20 protein-coding genes and 4 pseudogenes are annotated in these 22849 nt (G+C 59.1%); 18 read left to right on the forward strand and 6 right to left on the reverse strand.

Going from position 1 to position 22849, the window contains the following annotated elements; translation table 11 throughout:
* Window positions 1-192: pseudogene (locus tag AOQ71_RS46605) on the forward strand (hypothetical protein); the annotation flags it as partial.
* Here the strand turns inward: AOQ71_RS46605 and AOQ71_RS06325 are convergent.
* Window positions 162-497 (reverse strand): annotated as a pseudogene (locus tag AOQ71_RS06325) (integrase core domain-containing protein); the annotation flags it as partial. The pseudogenes AOQ71_RS46605 and AOQ71_RS06325 overlap by 31 nt on opposite strands.
* Window positions 498-983: 486 nt before the next feature.
* Here AOQ71_RS06325 and AOQ71_RS06330 point away from each other — a divergent pair.
* The 14 genes from AOQ71_RS06330 (at window position 984) to AOQ71_RS06395 (ending at window position 15060) form a co-directional block, all read left to right on the forward strand.
* Window positions 984-2285 carry a T6SS phospholipase effector Tle1-like catalytic domain-containing protein gene (locus tag AOQ71_RS06330; protein ID WP_083513993.1) on the forward strand — a complete coding sequence of 434 codons (1302 nt, stop codon included), beginning with the start codon at window positions 984-986 and terminating at the stop codon, window positions 2283-2285.
* A gap of 979 nt (window positions 2286-3264) precedes the next feature.
* Window positions 3265-3918 (forward strand): hypothetical protein, encoded by a 654-nt coding sequence (locus tag AOQ71_RS06335; protein WP_057743273.1) that lies wholly within the window; start codon window positions 3265-3267, stop codon window positions 3916-3918.
* A 103-nt stretch (window positions 3919-4021) separates the two neighbouring features.
* A complete protein-coding gene (locus AOQ71_RS06340; RefSeq protein WP_057743231.1) occupies window positions 4022-5326 on the forward strand; it encodes an MFS transporter in 1305 nt (434 codons plus the stop codon).
* Between the two features lie 203 nt (window positions 5327-5529).
* Window positions 5530-6498 carry a P-type conjugative transfer ATPase TrbB gene (trbB, locus tag AOQ71_RS06345; protein ID WP_057743232.1) on the forward strand — a complete coding sequence of 323 codons (969 nt, stop codon included), beginning with the start codon at window positions 5530-5532 and terminating at the stop codon, window positions 6496-6498.
* The gene (locus AOQ71_RS06350; RefSeq protein ID WP_057743234.1) at window positions 6495-6821 is read left to right on the forward strand and encodes a TrbC/VirB2 family type IV secretion system protein; all 327 of its coding nucleotides are present in this window, start codon (window positions 6495-6497) and stop codon (window positions 6819-6821) included. Before trbB ends, AOQ71_RS06350 begins: the two co-directional genes overlap by 4 nt.
* Window positions 6821-7081 (forward strand): VirB3 family type IV secretion system protein, encoded by a 261-nt coding sequence (locus AOQ71_RS06355; RefSeq protein ID WP_057743237.1) that lies wholly within the window; start codon window positions 6821-6823, stop codon window positions 7079-7081. The genes AOQ71_RS06350 and AOQ71_RS06355 overlap by 1 nt, the downstream gene beginning before the upstream one ends.
* Window positions 7082-7089: 8 nt before the next feature.
* Window positions 7090-9528 carry a conjugal transfer protein TrbE gene (gene trbE / locus AOQ71_RS06360; protein WP_057743239.1) on the forward strand — a complete coding sequence of 813 codons (2439 nt, stop codon included), beginning with the start codon at window positions 7090-7092 and terminating at the stop codon, window positions 9526-9528.
* Window positions 9528-10262, forward strand: a complete 735-nt coding sequence (trbJ, locus tag AOQ71_RS06365; protein WP_057743241.1) for a P-type conjugative transfer protein TrbJ — start codon at window positions 9528-9530, stop codon at window positions 10260-10262. The genes trbE and trbJ overlap by 1 nt, the downstream gene beginning before the upstream one ends.
* Window positions 10262-10639, forward strand: coding sequence for a putative entry exclusion protein TrbK-alt (gene trbK-alt, locus AOQ71_RS06370; RefSeq protein ID WP_057743244.1), 378 nt, complete (start codon window positions 10262-10264; stop codon window positions 10637-10639). The genes trbJ and trbK-alt overlap by 1 nt, the downstream gene beginning before the upstream one ends.
* A gap of 3 nt (window positions 10640-10642) precedes the next feature.
* The gene (gene trbL, locus AOQ71_RS06375; RefSeq protein ID WP_057743246.1) at window positions 10643-11881 is read left to right on the forward strand and encodes a P-type conjugative transfer protein TrbL; all 1239 of its coding nucleotides are present in this window, start codon (window positions 10643-10645) and stop codon (window positions 11879-11881) included.
* Window positions 11882-11962: 81 nt separating this feature from the next.
* Window positions 11963-12646 carry a conjugal transfer protein TrbF gene (trbF, locus tag AOQ71_RS06380; RefSeq protein WP_057743250.1) on the forward strand — a complete coding sequence of 228 codons (684 nt, stop codon included), beginning with the start codon at window positions 11963-11965 and terminating at the stop codon, window positions 12644-12646.
* Window positions 12646-13620 carry a P-type conjugative transfer protein TrbG gene (gene trbG / locus AOQ71_RS06385; protein ID WP_057743252.1) on the forward strand — a complete coding sequence of 325 codons (975 nt, stop codon included), beginning with the start codon at window positions 12646-12648 and terminating at the stop codon, window positions 13618-13620. Before trbF ends, trbG begins: the two co-directional genes overlap by 1 nt.
* Window positions 13617-14819: a TraB/TrbI/VirB10 family type IV secretion system protein gene (locus tag AOQ71_RS06390; RefSeq protein ID WP_057743254.1), complete on the forward strand. Its 1203-nt coding sequence runs from the start codon at window positions 13617-13619 to the stop codon at window positions 14817-14819. Before trbG ends, AOQ71_RS06390 begins: the two co-directional genes overlap by 4 nt.
* 1 nt (window position 14820) lies before the next feature.
* Window positions 14821-15060 carry a DUF2274 domain-containing protein gene (locus AOQ71_RS06395; protein ID WP_057743255.1) on the forward strand — a complete coding sequence of 80 codons (240 nt, stop codon included), beginning with the start codon at window positions 14821-14823 and terminating at the stop codon, window positions 15058-15060.
* On the opposite strand, the gene AOQ71_RS06400 is transcribed toward AOQ71_RS06395, so the two are convergent.
* From AOQ71_RS06400 to AOQ71_RS06410, 3 genes are all read right to left on the reverse strand, one after another.
* Window positions 15036-15992 carry a LysR family transcriptional regulator gene (locus AOQ71_RS06400; RefSeq protein ID WP_057743257.1) on the reverse strand — a complete coding sequence of 319 codons (957 nt, stop codon included), beginning with the start codon at window positions 15990-15992 and terminating at the stop codon, window positions 15036-15038. The genes AOQ71_RS06395 and AOQ71_RS06400 overlap by 25 nt on opposite strands.
* A 342-nt stretch (window positions 15993-16334) precedes the next feature.
* Complete coding sequence (locus tag AOQ71_RS06405; protein ID WP_057743276.1) at window positions 16335-16967, reverse strand: acyl-homoserine-lactone synthase; 633 nt, start codon at window positions 16965-16967, stop codon at window positions 16335-16337.
* 78 nt (window positions 16968-17045) lie between these two features.
* Complete coding sequence (locus AOQ71_RS06410; protein WP_245316743.1) at window positions 17046-17780, reverse strand: LuxR family transcriptional regulator; 735 nt, start codon at window positions 17778-17780, stop codon at window positions 17046-17048.
* Between the two features lie 1453 nt (window positions 17781-19233).
* On the opposite strand from AOQ71_RS06410, the pseudogene AOQ71_RS06415 reads away from it, so the two are divergent.
* Window positions 19234-20495: pseudogene (locus AOQ71_RS06415) on the forward strand (chorismate-binding protein); the annotation flags it as partial.
* Between the two features lie 79 nt (window positions 20496-20574).
* Window positions 20575-20715, forward strand: a pseudogene (locus tag AOQ71_RS45865) (P-type conjugative transfer ATPase TrbB); the annotation flags it as partial.
* 144 nt (window positions 20716-20859) lie between these two features.
* Here AOQ71_RS45865 and AOQ71_RS44850 read toward each other — a convergent pair.
* Entirely contained in the window at window positions 20860-21033 is a 174-nt protein-coding gene (locus tag AOQ71_RS44850; protein ID WP_157083399.1) for a hypothetical protein, read from the reverse strand.
* Window positions 21030-21320, reverse strand: a complete 291-nt coding sequence (locus tag AOQ71_RS06420) for a transposase (RefSeq protein WP_157083400.1) — start codon at window positions 21318-21320, stop codon at window positions 21030-21032. Before AOQ71_RS06420 ends, AOQ71_RS44850 begins: the two co-directional genes overlap by 4 nt.
* Before the next feature lie 357 nt (window positions 21321-21677).
* Between AOQ71_RS06420 and AOQ71_RS42710 the strand changes: the two genes are divergently transcribed.
* Window positions 21678-22619, forward strand: a complete 942-nt coding sequence (locus AOQ71_RS42710; protein WP_245316744.1) for a cupin-like domain-containing protein — start codon at window positions 21678-21680, stop codon at window positions 22617-22619.
* The last annotated feature ends 230 nt before the right edge of the window (window positions 22620-22849 follow it).

The raw sequence follows: 22849 nt of genomic DNA on the forward strand, positions 1-22849 counted from the left end.
ACGCTCCGGCTGGCCGCTGAAGCCGGCGAGATCGAATCCATCCATCCTCTGCCGGATGGTCCTTGGATCTTCGCCCGCAGTTCGCTGATAACAACTGCTGCTCGATCTATCGCCGAACGAGCGCGACAGAACCCAAGATACCCCACGGGATCGCATCCCAATCAGCAAAGCTTCTTCTCTTCAACAACATAGACAGATGGGTGTTCTGATGCGCGGTTGTAGTATCTACGCCAAGTCTCCACCTTTTGCCGGGCATCCGCAAGGGACAGGAACCAATGGGCGTTGAGGCATTCGGCCCGGAAGCGGCCGTTGAAGGCTTCGATGAAGGCGTTGTCGGTCGGCTTGCCGGGTCGTGAGAAGTCCAGCGTGACGCCGCGCTGGTAGGCCCAGAGGTCGACGTCACGCGACACGAACTCGCTGCCTTGATCGACGCGGATCGTTGCCGGGAATCCCACTTCCTTGCAGGCCCTTTCCAGCACCTCCACGACGTCGGTGCCACAAGGTTTTCGTAAAACGAGGATCTGAAAGTAGGCCAGAGCCAATCTTATCCCCACGTGCAGCCACGTGAAGTCTTCGTCGATGGGAGTATCGGACATTTGCCTTTGGTCTTTTGCGCGATCAAGGAGCGATTCGCTCCTTAAAAAGATCGTCGCTTCGAATGTCATTTCAGCTTTAGCGAGAGCCCAATGAATTTGTGCAGTTGTTGCCAAAAGTTATTGGGAAGTTGCGAGGTATAGCTGGAAGGGCGCGGGTCTAGAGGGCCGGCTGGTGTCGCAGTGAGCGAAGCGGCGGGCTAAATTCTCTCAACCGATCGTCAGTGCTCCCCTCTGTGTGCGTGTATTCGGCTCGCAAGCCCCGTTTCGCGCAGTTATCATGCGTCGTCATGCAGGCGCGCGACGTACGCCAATCATCAGACGGCTTATTCTGCGGCAGAATCGCCGATTCTCTTCAGTCCAGGAATATTGTCGAACAGGGGCTACGTCATGAAGGTTCTACGATGGGTCGAACGGATTGCACACTCGATCGGCCTCTTGCTTGCGATCGTGGCCATAGTCTGGATCGGCGTGATTATTGGTCGTCCCTCGGAAAAGAGCGGAAATCAGCCGAACTTCGTGGGCGCAGAGCAGCAACAGAAGCGCCTCGCGATTTTTCTCGATGGCACATGGAATAGCATCAACAGCAATACGAACGTCTGGCGTATGCGCGCGCTTTGCGCACCGAAAGGCAAGGATGGTAAGCCTCAGCTCGTCTACTACGAGGTCGGCGTGAACGGGTTTCTAGGCGGCGTTTTCGGCCAAGGGCTCGATGAGAACATCCGCCTAGCTTACGAGTGGCTCATAGAAAATTACAACGATGGCGATGAAATCTTCATTTTCGGCTTCAGCCGTGGCGCGTTTACAGCCAGAAGCCTGGCTGGGTTGGTCGCCATAGAAGGCATCCTACAGGCAGGTTCACCTATCGGCGTGAGCGAACTATTTGATCGCTATAGGAAGGGAAACGAGGAAAGCATCTGGACGTTGAAGGAGCAGGAAGTCTCCGGAGACACCACCAAGTTGACAGAGCAGGAAAAGTGGCTGCTCAAATATTCCCAGCCGGCGAAAGTGAAAGTCGTCGGCGTGTGGGATACCGTTGGATCCGTCGGCGTAGCGGCCGGTAACATTCCGGGAATTAGCCGGTCTCAATTTGATTATCTGCAGACCGGATTACGGATCCACATCCTGAACGGCTACGAGGCCCTGGCCATCGACGAGCACCGCAATGACTTCGCTCCCACACTTTGGGACGTTCACCACCCGAAGGATCCGAACGCGATCATCGCGAAACCGCGTCCGCTCTCCGGCGTTGAGCAGCGCTGGTTTGTAGGAGCTCACGCGAATGTTGGAGGGGGTTATCAGACCGATCTTCTTGCTCAAGCTCCGCTGCGCTGGATGATGAAGAAAGCGGAATCTCAGGGACTTTCGTTCCGATCGGAGGTCGATCTGGATGGAGATGCTTTGACGGCTCCGATTGCCGACTCCTATAAGTCGTTTGGCTCAGGATTGTACGCTAAGATTTCTCCCCCTCTGTTTCGGACCATCGGCCGAGAGCCGGATGTCCGGGAAGACGGAAGCCACATCAACGTCAACGAGACGATCGACGCCAGCGTGTTCAAGCGGTGGCGTGCTGATCCAACGTATCGGCCGGCCAACCTTATCGAATGGGCACAGCGTAAGAAAATTGATCCCGCCCAGTTGCAGACTTCCGTGCGGGCTGATGATCCCCACGTGGACGTGTCGAACCAATAGGATTGTGCAAAATGTAAGTGGGTTAGGGTCTGCCTCTGGCCGATTCCGCCAGATTGCCGCAACGTACCGGTGCCGGTGTTGATGCGGCCGAACGGCTTCGCTGGCGAGCAGCTCCAGCGCATTCTGCAGCGTGTAGAACGTCGCGTCGAAAAACGCGTCGCAAAAATCGGCCCCCTCGAACAGCCGTCCACACTACAACGGGGGTACTCGCCGCCTATGTCCCGATCCGCGTGCGCTGGCTCGCTAAGCCGGGCCGAAGTTGACTGCCGGCGCTGTCAACCATCCGTGCCTTGCGATCGCGTTCGTCGATCGTGATGATTATGGCTTGCGCAACAGCTGAGCGCACTCGCCTAGACTAGTAGAATCACTAAAAGGAGACCTCTTCGTCGACCGCAGCAACTTCTTGCGCGAGCGCGCCGATCTCTGGGCCAGGTAATCAACTATAGGGTTGCCATGCTGATACAAGGGTGACGCCGCTGGCGTTGCTCGTGATGGATAGGGTGCTATCCACGTGCTTGTCGATGTACTCGAAGGAAGGTCGCGTCGGGGCTGGACTGGTGCAAAATTGCGGGTGGAATGTCGCGTCACGATTTTCCAACGAGTCGCTGAACCTCTTCGGCCAGTTCTGCCCACGGCGAGGTCCCCCTTTGCCCGACGTGGCGCAACCGGCGGCGCAAGCGAAAGCACGCGAGCGCCTAGGATGCATCGGCGCCAAGCGTAGGTGCTGACTGTGTGAAGGACGTTAGCCGGGACATGCAGGCGGGGAAGGGCACGGGAAACTCGACCCAACAAACTCGCCGTTCCTTTCTTTCGCTACGCCAGACTACGCTTCCGAGTTTCCCGCGTTGAAAGCAGCAGCCCTCCTGCCCTTTGTGTCGTCCCATCGTTGGTGAGGCAATCACTGCCATTTGTAGCCGATTTCAGGCAGCGCTCAGTCATGGGCGTGATGGACCTTTTCTGTATCCGGGGAGAGCCGAGCATGGCCGTTGACACATCGATTGACGAGGCGAACGGACAAAAGTTGGATAAAGTCAATGCAGCCGAGCGAACAGGGCAGCAAAATACTGCAGCAACGAGAAAGATCACGGTTCAGCTTTCCGAAAAGATTGTCCGCCGTCTCGACGTTGCAACTGACCGTCCCGGCCTCGGCAAGAGCATGGTCGTGGAGGCCGCTCTTGAACGCTTCCTAGACCCAGCGCCGCCGATCGAAGGTCTCATTCATGAGGCGCTCGATCGGATAAACAGGCAACTTGAACGTCTTGACAGCGACGTCCGCACGATCGCCGAGACGGTTGCGCTGCACGCCCGCTATCATCTCACCGTCACACCTCAGATGCCGCAATCACAGCAGCCTGAAGCGTGTGCGCTCGGACAAGAGCGATTCAAGGCCTTGGCCAAACAGGTTGACCGGCGCGTGCGCTCGAACCGACCCTTGCTGAGGGAGACGATCGACCAAATAGATGCCTCGCGGGGTTCTGGTCATGCGGTCGACGATGATTCACAAGTTTCTGCAGAATCTACCCGGGAAGGTGCTGCGGCCATCATTCTAGACGCAACCGCTGATACGAGCGCTGCCGCCGAGGGGGGCGGCAGCAATCGCAACTTTCAAATTCTACCAAACGCGTTCTGCTAAACCGGCTGTTGACGGCCGGATCCGCACGCAAGAAATAAAAAGACGCCCATCCAATCTCAATCCTTGCGCATCCTCAGAGGGGCGCGGGCTTCCGACTTGGCGCTTGATCGGCTGTGTTTTCCTCCCTTTCGTCGCCGGCTACTACCTTTCCTATCTGTTCCGGACCATCAACACGCTGATCTCGGGACAGCTTTCAGCTGACCTAGGTCTCGATGCTGCCAATCTTGGCCTGTTGACGTCGGTTTATTTTCTAGTGTTCGCCGGCGCCCAGATTCCGATCGGGACGCTGCTAGATCGATTTGGCCCGCGTCGGGTCCAGAGCGCGCTCCTCCTCCTTGCTGGCGGCGGGGCGGCTCTATTTGGAGCGGCTAGCGACTTCAAGGCGCTTCTGGTTGCGCGTGCGATGATCGGCATCGGTGTCTCGGCTGCAGCAATGGCAGGTCTGAAGGCCATTGTCACCTGGTTCCCGAGGGAACGCGTCGCCTTGGCAAACGGCTACATGATCATGCTCGGTGCACTAGGTGCGGTGACCGCAACAACGCCAACTCAGTGGCTGTTGGCATACACAGGGTGGCGTGGGCTATTTGAACTCTTGGCCTTTGCAACTTTCGCTGCGGCCCTCCTGATCTTCTGGGCTGTGCCCGAGGCCGCGCGACCACAGGCGACGCTGCCTGCCGGCGTAAAACTGAGTGCGATCTACAGAGATCGGGGCTTCTGGCGGATAGCACCGCTGTCGGCAAGCTGTATTGGCTCAGCCTGGTCATTGCAGGCCTTGTGGGCAGCATCTTGGCTGACGAACGTCGAAGGACTCGATCGCGAATCCTCGATCACACAGCTCTTCATCATGGCACTTGGAATTAGCGCCGGGGCATTGCTACTTGGCACGTTGGCTGATCGGCTACGCCGACGCGGCATAGGGTCAGAAGTTCTGTTCGCGGCGGTGACGGTGTTGTTTGTCATGGCTGAGCTTGCATTGATCCTGCGCCTTCCGTTGCCATCGCTATTGCCATGGCTCGTGATCTCCATTGTCGGTGCAGCGACGGTCCTCAGCTATGCGATCTTGGCGGAATATTTCCCACGAGAGCTCACCGGCAGAGCAAATGCGGGCTTGAACGTTCTTCACTTCGGCTGGTGTTTCATCGTCCAATACGGGACTGGACTCATCCTTGACCAATGGTCCGCTCAGGACGGCCACTATCCGATTATTGCTTACCAGGTTGCGTTCGCATGCGCCGTTGTGGTGCAGATTCTGGCGCTAGGCTGGTTTGTGATCCCATGGCTTGGCCTTTTGGGCAGACGAGTTGCCAAGTTCTTCCTCCGTGATCCCGCAACAAATACAGACCCGGTTGATGTATCCGTTACATCAGCAGAAGCTGGCATGCTCGAGCCTGAAGACGAGGAATGGTAATGCGAGCGTGTCGGCTAACTCCACTTCGGCGCCTAATCCGTGAGAGCATCAACAACTGCGCGCGCCTCGCCTTCTGAGTCGATCTTTCTTTTCCTACGCCAACCTACGATCGCCGCATGCCACGCGTTGCGCCAATGAAGGACCTGCTTTTCTAATCATACCCATCTGAGGCCGCTTGGGGTGCCTCAGCTCTAGGGGCCTCAATGACAATCCAACGCTTTCAGCCGGAGGTGATCTCGCGCGGAACACGCATGCTGCGTACTGCGCTTGGCCCCGCCATTACGTGCTTTCTGGAAGATCCCGAGATTGTCGAGGTAATGCTCAACCCAGACGGCCGGCTATGGATCGATAGGCTGTCGAGTGGCCTGACCGAGACCGGCAAAAGCCTGTCCGCTCCCGACGGAGAACGGATCATCCGGTTGGTCGCTCACCACGTCGGGGCCGAGGTCCATGCGGGTTCGCCACGTGTTTCGGCCGAGCTACCCGAGACCGGGGAGCGATTTGAAGGTCTATTGCCCCCCGTCGTTGCCGCCCCGGTATTTGCGATCCGCAAGCCAGCCGTGGCAGTATTCTCTCTCGAGGACTATGTCACCGCCGGGACTATGACCATGGAGCAGGCCGGCGCTCTTCGAACGGCTGTCGCTGCTCGCCATAACATCCTGGTCGCGGGTGGTACCTCCACCGGCAAAACCACCCTGACAAATGCGCTTCTTGCGGAGGTCGCCAAGACGGCAGACCGCGTGGTCCTCATTGAAGATACAAGAGAGCTTCAATGCAAAGCGCCAAATCTCGTTGCGCTGCGCACCCGGGATGGTGTCGTCTCTCTATCAGATCTTGTTCGCGCCTCGCTGCGCCTTAGGCCCGATCGTATTCCGATTGGTGAGGTACGCGGAGCCGAAGCTCTTGACCTCCTCAAGGCCTGGGGGACAGGCCATCCCGGCGGGATCGGAACCATACACGCCGGGACTGCGCTCGGGGCATTGCGTCGCCTCGAGCAGCTCATCCAGGAGGCCGTGGTCACCGTCCCGCGCGCGCTTATTGCTGAAACGATCAACGTGATTGCCGTTCTTGTTGGCCGCGGTGCCGATCGGCGGCTCGCCGAGCTTGCTCGCGTATCAGCACTCGGACCGTCCGGTGACTACAGCCTTCTACCAATGGGAGATCAACCATGAGCTTGAGATCGCTTCGCAACAAGGCTCTCATCACGATCGCGGCACTGGCCCTCCCGTTCACAGGCGCGTTCCCCGCATGGGCCGCTGGCTCGAACATGCCATGGGAGCAGCCGCTCAACCAGATCCTGCAATCGGTTGAGGGGCCCGTCGCCAAAATCCTTGCGGTCATCATCATCATCGTGACCGGGCTATCGCTGGCATTTGGAGATACCTCGGGCGGATTTCGCCGGCTGGTGCAGATCGTGTTCGGTCTGTCGATCGCCTTTGCCGCCTCGAGTTTCTTTCTCTCGTTCTTCTCCTTTGGCGGCGGAGTGGTGATCTGATGGATGAAGTCCCCGGTTTTGTCGCACCAGTCCATCGCGCCTTGACGGAACCGATCCTGATGGGCGGTGCGCCGCGTTCAGTTGCGATCCTCAACGGCACCTTGGCGGCAGCACTTGCATTGGGTTTGCGGCTGTGGATCGCAGGCCTCTTGCTCTGGTTCATCGGCCATATGGCCGCTGTCTGGGCCGCTAAGCGCGATCCGGATTTCGTCGAAGTTGTGCGCCGTCACGTCCGCGTTCCCGGTCACCTCAACACGTGAATTGTCCTATGATGAATCTTGCTGAATACCAGCGTTCAAACACCCGCCTTGCCGACTTTCTGCCCTGGGCGGCCCTCGTCGATGAGGGCGTGGTCCTCAATAAGGACGGCTCTTTTCAGCGGACGGCGAGATTCCGGGGACCAGATCTCGAAAGTGCCGTGCCGGCCGAACTTGTCGCGGTCGCCGGCAGGTTGAACAATGCGCTGCGCCGTCTCGGATCCGGCTGGGCGGTGTTTGTGGAGGCGCAGCGCCATGCCGCAGGCGCCTACCCTCCGAACACCTTTCCCGACGTGGCTTCGGCTCTGGTCGATGCCGAGCGAAAGGCCCAATTCGAAGAGGAGGGCGCTCACTACGAGTCGAGCTACTATCTGACTTTCCTCTATCTGCCGCCAGCTGAGAGCGCCGCGTTCGCAGAACGGCTGCTCTATGAGGGCGGCCAGCGGACGGTTGGCGAAGATTCGCGGGAAATACTGAGCGGCTTTCTTGATCGCACCAATCGCGTTCTCCAGCTCGTTGAAGGATTCATGCCGGAATGCGGCTGGCTCGATGACGAGGCCACCCTAACATACCTGCATTCCACCATCTCGACGAAGCGGCATCGGGTCCGAGTGCCCGAGATTCCCATGTATCTCGACGCCTTGCTCGCCGATCAACCGCTAACCGGCGGGCTCGGGCCGATGCTGGGTCAAGCCCACATCCGCGTTCTGACGGTGGTCGGATTTCCAAGCGCTACGACGCCTGGGATTCTGGACGATCTGAACCGCTTGGCATTTCCATATCGCTGGTCGACCCGGGCCATCATGCTCGACAAGGGCGACGCGACAAGGTTACTTACAAAAATCCGGCGTCAGTGGTTTGCGAAGCGCAAGTCGATCGCGGCGATCCTGAAAGAGGTGATGACCAACGAGGCGTCAGCTCTTCTTGATACTGATGCGAACAATAAGGCCATCGATGCCGATGCGGCCCTGCAGGAATTAGGCGCGGATCAGATCGGCGAAGCCTTCGTCACTGCAATCGTCGCCATCTGGGATACCAATCCGCGCGTCGCCGACGAAAAGCTGCGTCTGGTCGAAAAGGTGATCCAGGGCCGCGATTTCACCTGCATGATCGAAACCGTCAATGCAGTCGAGGCTTGGCTCGGCAGCCTGCCCGGGCACGTCTACGCCAATGTTCGCCAACCGCCGATTTCGACCCTTAATCTGGCACATATGGTTCCGCTGTCGGCCGTATGGGCAGGGGAGGTGAGGGACCATCACTTCAAGGCGCCGCCCCTTTTCTTTGGCAAGACCGAGGGATCGACGCCGTTTCGGTTTTCCCTACATGTCGGCGACGTCGGGCACACTCTTATTGTAGGGCCAACCGGCGCCGGCAAGTCCGTTCTCCTGGCGATGATGGCCTTGCAGTTCCGCCGCTACCCGGAGGCACAGATCTTTGCCTTCGACTTTGGCGCCTCGATCCGGGCCGCGGCCATCGCAATGGGCGGCGACTGGCATGACCTTGGTGGTGCGGTCGCCGGAGAATCGACTGATTTTGTTGCGCTGCAACCGCTCGCAAAGATCGACGATGTCTCCGAACGCGGTTGGGCAGCCGACTGGATTGCCTCGATTTTGTCCCGCGAGCGGGTCGAGGTCACGCCTGAGGTCAGAGAGCACATTTGGTCTGCGCTTACGTCGCTCGCTTCGGCGCCTGCTCTTGAGCGCACCCTCACGGGGCTCTCGGTGCTTCTTCAGTCCAATATGGTGAAGCGCGCGCTGCAGCCCTATTGTCTGGGGGGTCCATATGATCGCTTGCTCGATGCGGAAAGCGAGCACCTCGGCGGCTCCTCCGTCCAGGTATTCGAGACCGATGGGCTGATCGGGACCGCGGTCGCTCCCGCCGTCCTTTCCTATCTATTTCATCGGATCGAGGACCGCTTTGATGGCCGTCCGACTCTTCTCATTATTGATGAGGGTTGGCTCGCCCTCGATGACGCCCATTTTGCCGGACAGCTCCGCGAATGGCTGAAGACGCTTCGCAAGAAGAACGCCTCGGTTGTCTTTGCGACCCAGTCGCTTGCGGACATCGACGGCTCGCCCATTGCGCCCGCGATCATCGAAAGCTGTCCGACCCGAATCCTGCTGCCAAACGACCGCGCCATCGAGCCGCAGATCACGGCGATTTATCGCCGCTTTGGGCTCAATGACCGTCAGATCGAGATCCTGGCACGTGCAACACCGAAACGCGACTACTACTGCCAAACCCGCCGCGGCAATCGTCTGTTCGAGCTAGGCCTTGGCGAGGTTGCGCTCGCTTTCACAGCCAGCTCCTCGAAGGCCGACCAGGCCCTGATCGACCGTGTCCTATCCGAGCACGGCCGGGAAAATTTCGTGACGGACTGGCTCAAGGCGCGAGAGCTCGCCTGGGCCTGCGACCTCATTCCGCAACTTGCAAAGGCAGGGAACCACTGATGAAACGTCTAACTCAGCTCGTAGCGGCAGGCTTGATTGCCGCTGCCATTCTCCTGGTGCCACGAGAGGCCAGCGCACAGTGGATCGTGTTCGATCCCAACAACTACGCGCAAAATGTGCTGACTGCTGCCCGCGAATTGCAGCAGATCAATAACCAGATCACATCGCTGCAAAACCAGGCGCTGATGCTGGTCAACCAGGCCAAAAATCTGGCGAGCCTACCGTATTCTTCGCTGCAGCAGCTTGAGCAGTCGATCCAGCGTACCCAGCAGTTGCTCAGTCAGGCGCAACGCATCGCCTATGATGTGGAGCAGATCGATCGCGCATTCTCATCGACCTACGCACCGGCTTCTTCGAGCCAGCCCGCCCAGGCGCTGATCGCGAATGCGCAAACCCGCTGGCAGAACGCTGTTGCCGGCTTGCAGGACGCAATGCGCGTGCAGGCGACCGTGGTCGGCAATCTCGATACCAACCGAACCCAGATGTCGGCCCTCGTAGTTGCGAGCCAGGGCGCCAGTGGTGCGCTGCAGGCGAGCCAAGCCGGTAATCAGCTGCTTGCGCTTCAAAACCAGCAGCTTGCCGATCTCATTTCGGCAATTGCCGCGCAGGGGCGTGCTCAGACTTTGGAGCAGGCGGAGCGGGCGGCCGCCCAGGACCAGGGCAGGGAGCAGCTCAGGCGATTCCTCAACCCGGGGCAAGGCTACCAATCCACAACAGTGCAGATGTTCCACTAATGTCGACAAACAGATTTGAACGAATTCCGATGCTATTGGCGGTGGCGCTTGCCATCCTGGTTGGTGTGGCTTGCGCGATCCGGCTGCGCGGCGATCAAGATCAGGCCCAGCCCGAAGCGTCGACCACGCAAGGATCCTCTGAGGCGACCGCCTCAAAGCTCGAGCAATGCCGCACGGTCGAATACGAGCAGACAGATGCTCTGCTCGCGTGCCGAAAGCTCTGGGCCGAGAAGCGCCGTGAGTTCTTCGGGTCTGGGCGCGGATCCTCACGGTCTCCTATTAGCGAAACTAATCCAGACGCATCATCCCCTGTGCGCGGCAAGGATGAGAGCCGTCTGCCGTCCGGCTATCCCTCCCTTCCCGACAATGAGGAGTGAACGATGGGCGGTACTGGCGTCATCGACCAATTCTTGGAGACCTTTACCCGTTATATCGACTCCGGCTTCGGCCTGGTTGGAGGCGAAGTCGGATATGTGGCGACCACGTTAGCTGCGATCGACGTCACGCTCGCCGGCCTGTTCTGGTCCTGGGGCGCTGACGAGGAGATCATCGCCCGGCTTGTCAAGAAAACGATGTTCGTCGGTGTCTTCGCCTACCTCATCGGCAATTGGAATAGCTTGGCTCGGATCGTGTTCGAGAGCTTCGCTAGCCTCGGACTGAAAGCATCCGGCACCGGGCTTTCCTTGGCGGACTTTTTCCGGCCAGGAAAGATCGCTCAGGTTGGTCTCGATGCTGGGCGGCCGATCCTTGAATCGATCTCGGGCCTGATGGGCTATGTCAGCTTCTTCGAAAACTTCGTTCAGATCACGGTCCTGCTGTTCGCCTGGATCGTGGTGCTGCTCGCCTTCTTCATCCTGGCGATCCAGCTGTTCGTCACGCTGATCGAGTTCAAGCTGGCGACGCTTGCCGGCTTTGTGCTGATCCCATTTGGCCTATTTGGAAAGACGGCCTTTGCGGCCGAGCGGGTGCTTGGCAACGTCATCTCTTCCGGAGTCAAGGTCCTGGTGCTCGCGGTCATCGTCGGCATCGGATCGACCCTGTTTGGACAGTTCACGGCCGGCTTTGGAGGTAACCAGCCAACAGTGGAGGACGCCATGGCCCTAGTCCTTGCCGCATTGTCGCTGCTTGGCCTCGGGATTTTCGGACCCGGCATTGCCAACGGGATCGTTTCCGGCGGACCGCAGCTTGGTGCTGGGGCTGCTGCGGGCACAGGCCTTGCCGCAGGAGGAATAGTTGCAGCTGGCGCCGCACTTGCTGCAGGCGGAGTTGGACTTGCCAGCGGCGCGATCGGAACTGCGGCAAGGGCTAGCTCAGCAATCGTGAGCGGAACCTCAAGCGCATTCCGGGCAGGCGGCCTCTCTGGTGTCACGGATGCGGGCGCCTCTGCCGCGGTAAGTCCTTTGCGCATGCTCGCGGCTCGGCTCGGCGGGAGCGCGGCGGCTCGTGATGCGAGTACGTTAGATTCATCAGCTGCCACCTCTCAGGAGGTGCCTAGCTGGGCGCGCCGAGCAAAGCGCGCCCAAGCGATCCACCAGGGCGCGACAGCCGCGACAAATGCGGTTCGTGCCGCCGATCACGCAAGCGGTGGCGCTTCGGTTGATCTCAAGGAGCAAGAATAACGATGCCACTGGAGGCGTCTTCATCTTTTTCAGACCGGCGGCACTCAAGGCGGCACGTGTAGTTTCAAGGAGATCACTTTCATGTTCAAACGATCGGCTATCCATTATGGCCGGACGCCCGAACCGGTCACCCCCTATCAGAGGGCAGCCCAGGTCTGGGACGACCGGATCGGCTCGGCGCGTGTGCAGGCCAAAAATTGGCGCTTGATGGCGTTCGGCTGTCTGTTCTTGTGCGCGGTATTTGCGGGTGCCCTCGTTTGGCAGTCGGCGCAGGGAACGGTCACGCCCTGGGTCGTCGAAGTTGATCATCTGGGCGAGGCAAAAACCATCGCTCCGGCAAATGCTTCTTACGAGGCGAGCGATCCGCAGATCGCCTTCCATCTTGCGCGCTTTATCGAGCATGTGCGTGGCCTTCCCTTGGACGCCATCGTGCTGCGCCAGGATTGGCTGCGTGCGTATGACTTCACCACCGATCGTGGCGCTGGCGCGCTGAATGACTATGCCCGCAACAACGATCCCTTCGCCAAGGTCGGGCAAACCCAAGTCGCCGTCGAAGTCTCGAGCGTCATTCGGGCGTCCTTGGACAGCTTCCGCTTAACCTGGACCGAGCGGCATTACGAGAACGGGCAGTTAGCTGCCACCGAGCGGTGGAGCGCGATCCTCACCATCATCGTTGAACCGCCCCGCGACGTCGAGCGGCTCCGCAAGAACCCGCTCGGCATTTACGTCAACGCGATCAACTGGTCGAAGGAGTTCGGATCCTGATGCCTCAGATTCTCGTGCCGAACCTCCGGCGATTCCGGCAAAGCGGCGTGTCCGCGCTCCTGATCAGTCTATGTATGCTTGGTGGCTGCACCACATTCAAGCCGCCGCAGATCAGCTATGATGAGGAAATCCCGCCTTCTCCCGATCTTCCGGCATTGGCGGATGACCGTCCAAAACCGCTTCACGTTCCACCCGCCTGGACGCCGGGGCGCGGTGGCAAGAAAACCGAAGCTAAAGAGCCCGTCGATCGGATCGAGAGCGCCAACGACGCCGCCCGCGTTGAGCCTCGTAAGGCGGGGTATTTCAATGCGGTGCAGGTGTTTCCCTATAGCCCCGGCGCGCTTTACCAGATCTACGCGGCACCCGGACAGATCACCGATATCGCCCTTGAGCCGGGCGAGCAACTGATCGGCTCAGGTCCGGTCGCCGCCGGCGACACCGTACGATGGGTGGTGGGCGATACCGAGAGCGGCAGCAGTGATGCACGCCGCGTCCACATCATGGTCAAGCCAACGCGCGCTGCGATCACGACCAATCTCGTCGTCAACACCGACCGCCGGACTTATCTCATTGAGCTTCGCTCCCGAGAAAAGCCCTACATGCCTTCGGTTGCCTGGTTTTATCCCCAACCTCGAACCGCTCCCGGTCAAACGGTGCCTGCAACGCCATACATTCCGGATCCGGCCGAGCGCCGCTATCGTTATTCGATTGGAGGAGACAGCCCGCCCTGGCGTCCGGTTAGCGCCTATGACGACGGACGCAAGGTCTACATCGAATTCTCGGCAGGCATCACTCAGGGCGAGATGCCGCCGTTGTTTGTCATTGAACCGGACGGCAAGACCGAGATCGTCAACTACCGTGTCTACGGCAATGTCCTCATCGTCGATCGGCTGTTTGCGGCCGCCGAATTGCGGCTCGGCGGTGAGGGCCAGCAGAAAGTGCGTATCGCAAGAACCGACGGGAGGTCGCTGTGAGCAATACCAGCGGAGATCCCGCGGGGCGCGATCCGGCCCAAGCAAGTGCCCCCGCGGACATTGCCCAGTCCTTGCGGCTGCGCCCCGAACGGCCGCGCGTGATACGCCTCTCCCGGAAGGCGCTACTTGCTGGCACTGGTCTAGGTCTGGCCGTTGTCTCCATTGCAGTCTTATGGGCTTTGCAAAGACCTGAAAAGCGCCCCGCGACCTCTGAGCAGCTCTATTCGACTGACCACCACACCATTGCGGATCAACTTTCGACCCTGCCCAAGGATTATGCAGGAATACCCCATGATGTGCCTCGGCTCGGACCACCCTTGCCCGGCGATCTGGGGCGACCGATCCTCGCAGCCCAAGCCCAAACGCAATCCGGCTCGTTAGCTGCCGACGCTGAACAGCAGCGCATCAATCAGGAAACTGAGGCGGCGCGCACCAGCAAGGTGTTCGCCACGACCAACATCCGCGCACTGGCGGCAACAACACCGTCCAGCGAGACGCCGGCGAACCCGACGACGTCCTCCGATGAAGCATTTGGGCAGAATGGGCAGGATCGCAAGCTTGCGTTCGTCAACGCGACTGTGGATCGGCGCACCACAAGCCCCGATCGTCTGGTCAAGCCAGCATCGCCCTTCGTGGTCCAGGCGGGAACCGTCATTCCGGCTGCTCTCATCACCGGAATCCGCTCTGATCTGCCCGGCCAGATCACGGCGCAAGTAACCGAAAGCGTCTATGATACTCCGACCGGCCGGGCTCGGCTGATCCCCCAAGGCGCGCGACTGATCGGGATCTACGATAGCCAGGTCGCATTCGGACAGTCACGCGTGCTCCTCGTCTGGACGCGTCTGATCATGCCCAATGGACGTTCAATCGTGCTCGAACGTCAGCCTGGCGCGGACGTAGCTGGCTACGCCGGCCTTGAGGATGAGGTCGACAATCATTGGAAGGAATTGTTGGGAGCCGCGGCACTATCGACTTTGCTCGCCGTTGGGACGGAGGTTAACTCCGGGGCAGACGCCAATAGCTCCAACAGTGACATCATTGCGGCGCTGCGACGTGGAGCCGGGGATTCCCTCAATCAGGCCGGACAACAGGTGGTTCGGCGCAACCTCAACATTCAGCCGACATTGACCATCCGGCCGGGATTTCCGGTGCGGGTCATTGTCAACCGCGATCTCGTGCTCCAACCATACAGAGGATGACATGACCAAACTGAAGATTGGAACGATTGCAGATGACAAGCCTGTTCGGATCGCCATCGACTTGCCTGCTGCTGTTCATCGCGATCTGATTTCGTACGCGGAAATCCTCTCCCGCGAAACTGGCCAGAAGGTCAGCGACCCCAATAAACTGATAGGGCCGATGGTGGCGCGCTTCATGGCGACTGACCGAGCCTTTGCCAAAGCGCGAAAACGGCTTCACGCCAAAGATGACGAAGGGTAGCGCTCGGCCAATAACTTGAGGAAATTGGCCAGAGCTGGATTTTCGTTGTCATCACGCCAGACCGCGGAAAAGCCGATGCGGCTTGGTCCCATGCTGTCGCGCAATTCCCGATAGACCAAGCCAGAAGAATTAGCGCCAACGTCGGATTCCAGCACGAGGGCAATGCCGAGGCCCATACTGACGAGATTCTGGATTTCTGCGCGGCTGACATCGCGATGCTCAATCCGCGGGCCCTCCGTCGAGACAATGAGTTTTGCGTTGAGCAACGCGTCGAGGCCGCGCCCGGAGTCGTATTGGCTCATCAAGACGATTTGGTTTCGCAAATCGGCCCATGAGATACCATCCTGCAGAGCCAGGGGATGATCGTGAGGAAGCGCAGCAAAGACCCGCTCGCTCCAGAGGGGAGTACTTTTGCTGCTGATATCGAATGAATCTCCTGCTGCAACATAGAGGTCAACCATGCCGTTGCGGAGCGCGGTTGCTAATCGGGGCCGAGATCGTTCGACGATTCCAAGATTAACTTGCGGAAATTGCGCACTGTATTCGAGCAGCGTCGCACGTAAATGACCAGCGGTAAGTGACGTGGAGAATCCGATGACGAAGCGGCCGCATACGCCACGATCGGCAGGCTTTGTCCTCGCGACGAGCGTATCCATCTGCTCGAGAATTGACCGCGCTATTCTAAGAAAATCAAGTCCAGCGGGTGTGGCTGTAACCCCGGCGTGCGATCGCTCGAAAATGATTATTCCGAGTGAATGTTCGAGTAACTGAATGGAGCGACTAAGCGTTGATTGCGTAATGGAAAACCTCTCGGCAGCTCGGCGAAAGCTCCCATATTCCGCTGCGGCAAGTGCCAGCTGAAGCTGACCGAGGTCCAAATTGAGGCGCCGAATTCCAGCCCTTAGATCGGCGAAGCTTGTGTGTCGCACCATTGCAGCACCGTGGAAATTAGAAATCGAACAACTGGAGTTGCTCAGAAAATGAAAACGTCGCCGGCCGGTTAGTCGTGGCCAGGAGGATGGTTTAATGGTATGTCTTGGTGCGCGTGGGCGGCAGGTTGCGTAAACATCGTCCTGTTTCTGCTTGCGATTGTGGCTTACTGCTGATCATGTGGACCCGTGCTTCTCCGTCTTCCCCGGATGCACTGCGTGGTTCACGATTTCCTGGGAGCGCAAATCGGACGCGCGCGTGAGCCGCGACGACTCCGCTCTCGTTCAAGTTGGGCGCGGGAGATACGACTCGGCGAGTTCAGTCAGGCGGGGGAAGTGGGGTACTCAAGCCGCCTCCAACAAGACTGGTGTCCAGAGAACCGGCCCGTCGAGACCGCCGGCAGAACGGACCCTTTGAAGAGCTCCCGCCGAAATCTCCAGATGCCCTGCCACAGCGAGGGTGTTTCCAATATTGCAGGGCTCGGCGATACGACAGAGCGGCCAGCCGGCGCGTTTCAGGATTCTCTCCATCCGGGCGTCGGTGACCGTGACGATGCTCTTGAGGCGTCTCGACAGTCCGAATTCGACCATCCCCGCGAAAAGCTCGTAAGTCGACTTGGCCAGCCCGTGTTCGCCCTTCGGAGCATGGGGAGAAGCATCAACTGCGAACCGGCTACTCTCCCAGACCAAGGGGTCCGCCGGAGCAGGAAGCCCCCCAAGAACCATTGGAAACGTATCGCGCACCATTGTCGGTCCCATGGTCGGCAAAAGACGAACCGAACCTTCCACATGACCCTCAAGAGAGGCTTGGACGAGATAGGCCGGATGCAGCGCATCGAAATCGTCCATTTCCATGTCGCCGCAGGTCTGAACGCTCCACTCCAAACGTTGCTTAAAAACGCGGTAGCGTAACTTATACATGGATGCTAACGTGCAGGAAAACGCGCTGTACGATGACTCCGTAATCAGCTGAATCATGGTCCCCTCCCAAGGAGACGAGATTCTGGAGGAGCTGCGGGTCAACATCATCCCCTATAACTATGCGGGTTCAGAGTCTCAATCTTGCCCATCTCGTTTGGCAGCGGCCAATCGGGCGACGGCCTGAACGACTTTACGAACTCCCAGCTTGTCTCTCGCACTCCTTAAGTAATGAGCCACGGTGTTGTGGGATATGCCGAGAATCTGTCCAATTTCCCAAAAGCTTTTGCCCTTTGCGGCCCATTCCAAACATTCAACTTCGCGAGGAGACAGATGGATTCCGTCGATCGTGAACTCATGCAAAAGCTTGCGGCGGACATGTGAATGGAAGCATCTCGCTATCAGTTGAAGAGCAGAGGCATTCAGATCGATGCACCTGTCGAATTGTGGACGCCTTTGGTCCGCGGCAAAGGTCAGAGCAGCAACCGATCCGTCTGTATCGTGAATTGGGAGGGTAAAACCTAGCCGAATTCCGAATTCGCTAGCTTCCTCGAGAAATCGTTGTTGCGCCGCAGAGATTGGTCTCGACGGTACGTCTAAACCCCATTGAAACGGGTCAGTGGTCTCTAACGAACGTTTGATAATGGGATCCAGGCGTTCGTAGTGGCTGCGCACATAATGCTCGACCCAGTTGTTCGGATACGTTGATATTACCACCGGCTTTTTGCCGGCCCGCTGCGGCACCGCAAGATATGCAAAGCAAGACAGATCAAGCTCGCTCGCGGTGATCGCCATCGCCTCTGCAAAGGCATCCGCGTGTTCGGCGCTGAAAAGAAGATCAATGTATCTTTGATATATGCGATGCATGGTCATGCGCGATAATATCGTCTTTGCGGGACCAAACGAATCGGAACGTTCCTGACCAGATGAGTGGTGGAAGGATCCATGCTGGCGTGCTGGGGCTTATTTGTGCAAGGTCAATCGGGCTGGGTCATTTACCGAAATTGACGCGTCGGCCTCTTGCTGTCAAATCTGCCGAGCTCGTTTGTTGCGCCACAACTGTGCCGGGGAAGTCAGCATTATCATGTCAATCGGTCGCGTAGAATAGTTGCGTCCATTAGGTTGAGCTATTGCTGCTAGTTCGCGAGAGCATGGTCTCATCGAGCTTTTCGAAATTTTGGTTCACCACCTCCCGATGATGGCATCGTCCCCCGGAGCCGGAGATCACCTCGCGCGCGACCAACTCCCTTTTCGCAGCGGTCGCCGATTGCGTGCGCTCTCGAAGATGCGCGAGAGCCTCAGTTGCATGGCGCAGAACCTCGTCGCGCGCCGATGAAGGATGCGTGGTCTCGCTCTCCGATCTGGTCCGCGCGTCGTTGGTGCAACGGTCGAATTCCCATTCGCGAGGTTCGCGCAGGCGGTCGATGTTTGCTCAAAACCTGCAGCGCAGGACATCCGGGCGATATCGGCACGATCCTGGCACCGTGCTTGGCGCCTTACTCCGGCTCGAACAGCTCGTTCAGGAGGCTGTCATCACGGTCCCGCGCCGGTTGCCGAAGCCATCGACGTGATTGCGGTGCTTACCGGACGCGGCGCCGAGCGCCGCTTTAACCGAGCTCGCCTGCTTCCCCGGATGAGGGCATCAGGCGATTACAACCTTCCTGAAATTTGAGATCAGTGATGCGCACGCGTTCATCTTTCGGCCACGGCATCATTTCGGCTACGGCAATTGCGATCTTTTGGCTCAGTATCGTCCGGCCGGGGCTGCGGGCTAGAACATGACATGGAGCAGCCCGCCCAATCAGATTCTGGAATGGGTCGAAGGCACATCGCCAATGTCATCGCGATCATCATGTCGCCCGAAAGCGGGCGAGAGCCCGGTCACGATGACAACGGATCCAACGGCCGCGGTCGCGACCCAAGGGCGGTCGCAAGCCCAGGCTGTCAACCCACAACCGTACAGATGTTCCACTGATGATCGGGTCTGGCGCTATCGTAAGGGTCTGGATGGGCTTCGCGGTGTGTTGGCGGACTTCCCCGAGAAAGCAGCGCGGTTGCTGTTGACCCGTTGTAATGTTTTGGGACTCGTCAGCTTCTCAACAGCTAACTCTCCTAGCATCGGAGCATCGAATCTAGGTGATCCGGTCGAGTGGAAACGATACGGATCGACCGATCCCTAAGATCGCAGGAGTGGCTGTCGCTGGCACTGTCAGTTCATGCGACGATGCATCGTGCTTTGGTCCGAAGATCGTGTTTTGCGCCCAGGCGTCGTTCTATGTGCGGAGTTCTCTTGGCCAAGTACGTAAGAGGAGCCCAAGAGGATCACATGAACAGGACAGTCTTTGCCCTCCCGGCCAGAAGCGACTATGTGACCCGTGCGGGTCTCGCGATCACGCGCGTGGCCGAGCAGTTTAGCGGCGGTGCCAACAGGCTCGACGATCTCGTCAATCTGCTCGACCGCCGCCGCGGCGTGGTGCTCTCGTCGGGCACGACCGTGCCCGGCCGGTACGAGAGCTTCGACCTCGGCTTCTCCGATCCGCCGCTCAAGCTCGAAACCGTCGGCATCAATTTCAAGCTGGAAGCGCTGAACCAGCGCGGGCAGGTGCTGATCACCTTCCTCACTGAGGTCCTGCGCGAGCCTTCCGTGGTGATCTCCGAGAAGACGGCCTCGCGTCTTGCCGGCCACATTATCCGCGGCGATGCGCCGGTCGAGGAGGACCAGCGCACCCGGCGCGCCAGCGTGATGTCGCTGGTGCGCGATCTCGTCGCCACCTTTTCCGCCAATGACGACGGGCTGCTCGGCCTGTTCGGGGCCTTCGCCTACGATCTCGTCTTCCAGATCGAAGACCTCGTGCAGAAGCGCGCGCGCGAAAAGGACCAGCGTGATATCGTGCTCTATGTCCCCGATCGCCTGCTCGCCTATGACCGCGCCACTGGCCGCGGCGTGGTGCTGAGCTACGACTTCGCCTGGAAGGGCCGGTCGACCGAGGCCTGCCGCGCGAGACCGCGGACAGCCCGTATCTCAAGACGCCACGGCAGGGCTTCGCCGATCACGCGCCCGGCGAATATCAGGCCACGGTCGAGACCGCGCGCGCGGCCTTTGCCCGCGGCGATCTCTTCGAAGCCGTGCCGGGACAGCTCTTCGCCGAGCCCTGCGAGCGTTCGCCGGCAGAAGTGTTCCAGCGTCTTTGCGTCATCAACCCGTCGCCCTACGGCGCGCTGATGAACCTCGGCGAGGGTGAATTTCTGGTGTCGGCTTCGCCCGAAATGTTCGTGCGCTCCGACGGCCGCCGCGTCGAGACCCGCCCGATCTCGGGCACGATCGCGCGCGGCACCGACGCGATCGGCGATGCCGAGCAGATCCGCCAGCTCCTGAACTCGGAGAAGGATGAGTTCGAGCTCAACATGTGCATCGACGTCGATCGCAACGACAAGGCACGGGTCTGCGTGTCCGGCACCATCAAGGTGCTGGCACGGCGGCAGATCGAGACCTATTCGAAGCTCTTCCATACCGTGGGCCACGTCGAAGGCATGTTGCGTCCCGGCTTCGACGCGCTCGACGCGTTTCTTACTCATGCCTGGGCCGTCAAAGCGTTCAAGAGCGGCCTCGATGACCATGCTCTTGCCGAGGCCGGGACGATCAGTTGCAACGGCAAGACCCGTGCCCGCCGCCGCCGGGACCATGACCATGGAGCAGGCCGGCGCTCTTCGAACAGCCGTCGCTGCTCGCCATAACATCCTGGTCGCGGGCGGTACCTCCACCGGGAAAACCACCCTTACAAATGCGCTTCTTGCGGAGGTCGCCAAGCGCCTTGCTGCCGTCACCGTCGGACGCACCGAGTCCCAGCGCCACGATGCCCATCTTGCGCATCAAGCGCTGCACGCGCTTGCGATTGACCTCAAGCCCCTCAGCCTTCAGCATCGCGGTCATCCGCCGCGAGCCCAGGAACGGCTAGGCGGTGAACAGCTCGTCGATCCGCCGCTTCAGGGCAAGGTCGTTGTCGTTGGCCGGCCGTGGCGGCCGGTAGACCCCAGAGCGCGCGATGCCCAGCAACATGCATTGCCGGCGGATCGACAGCGCCATGTCGGCGCGATCGAGCATTCCTCGACGGTCCGGCGTGCTCATCTTCCGGACCTCCGTGCTAAAAAATCGCGCTCGACTATCAGTTGTCCAATCTTGGCGTGCAGCTTCTCGATCTCGTGTTCGCGCGCGTCCTCGCTCTCGCGCCCGACACCCGCCTCAAAGGCCCGGGCCGCCTGGTCCAGCAGTTGCTTCTTCCAGGCATAGATCTGGTTCGGGTGAACCTCATAGCGCTGGGCCAGATCGGCTACCGTCGCCTGCTCCCGCACGGCTTCCAGCGCGATCTTTGCCTTCAATGCCGCGTCGATCCGTCGTGTCTTCTTCGTCATCATGCCCTCCGTCTATCAAACGGAGCGGCCGATTTCCAACTTAGCCCTTGTTCCCAAAACCGGGGTCCATTTCACGACACCGCCCTTGCGCCAGGTCAGATGGGCGGTATAAACCTAAGGTTGATGACGAAAGGTAGCGCTGTGCTAAAGTAGAAGTGCTGACGCCACCAACGTTGAAGCTCGCCGCTCTTTTGGTAGCCCGCACTCAATCGTGAGGTCGGCCTATCAGAGTTGAGAGTGGGCGAGTGAGATCTTCAAGAATATCGTCGCGTCACCAACGCAACGTCAATCACAGAGTTTCTCTGAGGATCTGTCGAGTTCACATCTAGCCGCTTCAAAAAAAGGCCAAAGATTGAAACCGTGAATGCAACATCATCGTCTGCCCAAGCCGATCGGTTCTTGTCAAATTTGCAATATGCTGATTGGCAATCCGTCCCTACAGTGAAACATATTTCTGAACGGGATTTTGCCGAGAATTACGTCGACCCGACGCGCCCTGTTCTACTGGGCGGTGGCTGCTCGGATTGGGCTGCCTGCAAACGCTGGTCACCAGACTATTTTGATCAGGTCGCCGGATATCTTGCCGTGAAAGTGAAGACGCTCGAAAGTGGCCGGATCGAGGTGTCTACTTGGCGTCTGGCTGATTATGCTCGATTCCTCATCGAGCAGGCTCCCGGCGCGGGACCGCCATCGGGCGCCGAACTTCCATACTGCCATGATATTCCCCTATTGGGCATGGTGCAAAGCTTGGCCGAAGATTGCCAGCCGTTTCCTGCAGCGTTTCTCAGCCCATCGTATCGTCAACATTGGTGGCGATACTCGCAGTTCTTTATGGGCCCAGTAGGCACAGTGACTCCGCTCCACTTCGACAGCCTACTTAGTCATAACCTCTTCTTTCAGATCTACGGTGCGAAAAGGTTCACAATCATACCACCAAGCCAAGTCGTATTTTGCGCACGTCGTGGTTGGAGGTGGTTTGATGTGGATCCCGAACAGCCTGACTACGTTAGTTTTCCGCAGTACCGGCAAGTGACTCCTGTCGTCGTGAACGTCAGTGCGGGCGATGTCCTCTATATGCCTCCAGGAACTCTTCACCATGTCCGTAGCTTGTCGACATCGATCTCCTTCAATATTGATTGGCACACTGAAAGGAGTGTACTGGACGCCCTGGCCCAATCATCCAACGGTATGCCAACAGAAGTCGTTCATTACAATGCGGTCGCGGCGCTCGCGGTGATCGCTAAAATACCTGAAGCCATTACGTTTCCATTGTATCAGCCCTACTTGAGTTACGTAAATTGATAGGAAGGTAAGAGGAAATTCGTTGATATCACCGGACGGAGGTCCGCGGCTTGTACCGACACCGGAGGGCCTCACGCCGTACGATGGGTACACATAGCACCGTAGCTGCTTGACAGGACTGCGGCCAATGAATCCTTGAATCGGTCCCCAGATCCGCGCCAGGGATGTGGAGCTTACGTCTGATATCCGGCGCCTGGTGGATAGCTGGCCGAGCTATGGATACCGGCGGG

It is taken from the genome of Bradyrhizobium manausense, from assembly GCF_001440035.1.
Classification (GTDB): Bacteria; Pseudomonadota; Alphaproteobacteria; order Rhizobiales; family Xanthobacteraceae; genus Bradyrhizobium; species Bradyrhizobium manausense.

Coding starts and splice junctions, on each gene's coding strand:
- trbG (WP_057743252.1), top strand. CDS start 12,646: ATGCCTCAGATTCTCGTGCCGAACCTCCGGCGATTCCGGCAAAGCGGC.
- AOQ71_RS06410 (WP_245316743.1), bottom strand. CDS start 17,780: ATGACCATGCATCGCATATATCAAAGATACATTGATCTTCTTTTCAGC.
- trbF (WP_057743250.1), top strand. CDS start 11,963: ATGTTCAAACGATCGGCTATCCATTATGGCCGGACGCCCGAACCGGTC.
- AOQ71_RS06395 (WP_057743255.1), top strand. CDS start 14,821: ATGACCAAACTGAAGATTGGAACGATTGCAGATGACAAGCCTGTTCGG.
- AOQ71_RS06405 (WP_057743276.1), bottom strand. CDS start 16,967: ATGATTCAGCTGATTACGGAGTCATCGTACAGCGCGTTTTCCTGCACG.
- AOQ71_RS06400 (WP_057743257.1), bottom strand. CDS start 15,992: ATGGTGCGACACACAAGCTTCGCCGATCTAAGGGCTGGAATTCGGCGC.
- trbJ (WP_057743241.1), top strand. CDS start 9,528: ATGAAACGTCTAACTCAGCTCGTAGCGGCAGGCTTGATTGCCGCTGCC.
- trbL (WP_057743246.1), top strand. CDS start 10,643: ATGGGCGGTACTGGCGTCATCGACCAATTCTTGGAGACCTTTACCCGT.
- AOQ71_RS44850 (WP_157083399.1), bottom strand. CDS start 21,033: ATGAGCACGCCGGACCGTCGAGGAATGCTCGATCGCGCCGACATGGCG.
- AOQ71_RS06350 (WP_057743234.1), top strand. CDS start 6,495: ATGAGCTTGAGATCGCTTCGCAACAAGGCTCTCATCACGATCGCGGCA.
- AOQ71_RS06355 (WP_057743237.1), top strand. CDS start 6,821: ATGGATGAAGTCCCCGGTTTTGTCGCACCAGTCCATCGCGCCTTGACG.
- AOQ71_RS06420 (WP_157083400.1), bottom strand. CDS start 21,320: ATGATGACGAAGAAGACACGACGGATCGACGCGGCATTGAAGGCAAAG.
- trbK-alt (WP_057743244.1), top strand. CDS start 10,262: ATGTCGACAAACAGATTTGAACGAATTCCGATGCTATTGGCGGTGGCG.
- trbE (WP_057743239.1), top strand. CDS start 7,090: ATGATGAATCTTGCTGAATACCAGCGTTCAAACACCCGCCTTGCCGAC.
- AOQ71_RS06335 (WP_057743273.1), top strand. CDS start 3,265: ATGGCCGTTGACACATCGATTGACGAGGCGAACGGACAAAAGTTGGAT.
- AOQ71_RS06330 (WP_083513993.1), top strand. CDS start 984: ATGAAGGTTCTACGATGGGTCGAACGGATTGCACACTCGATCGGCCTC.
- trbB (WP_057743232.1), top strand. CDS start 5,530: ATGACAATCCAACGCTTTCAGCCGGAGGTGATCTCGCGCGGAACACGC.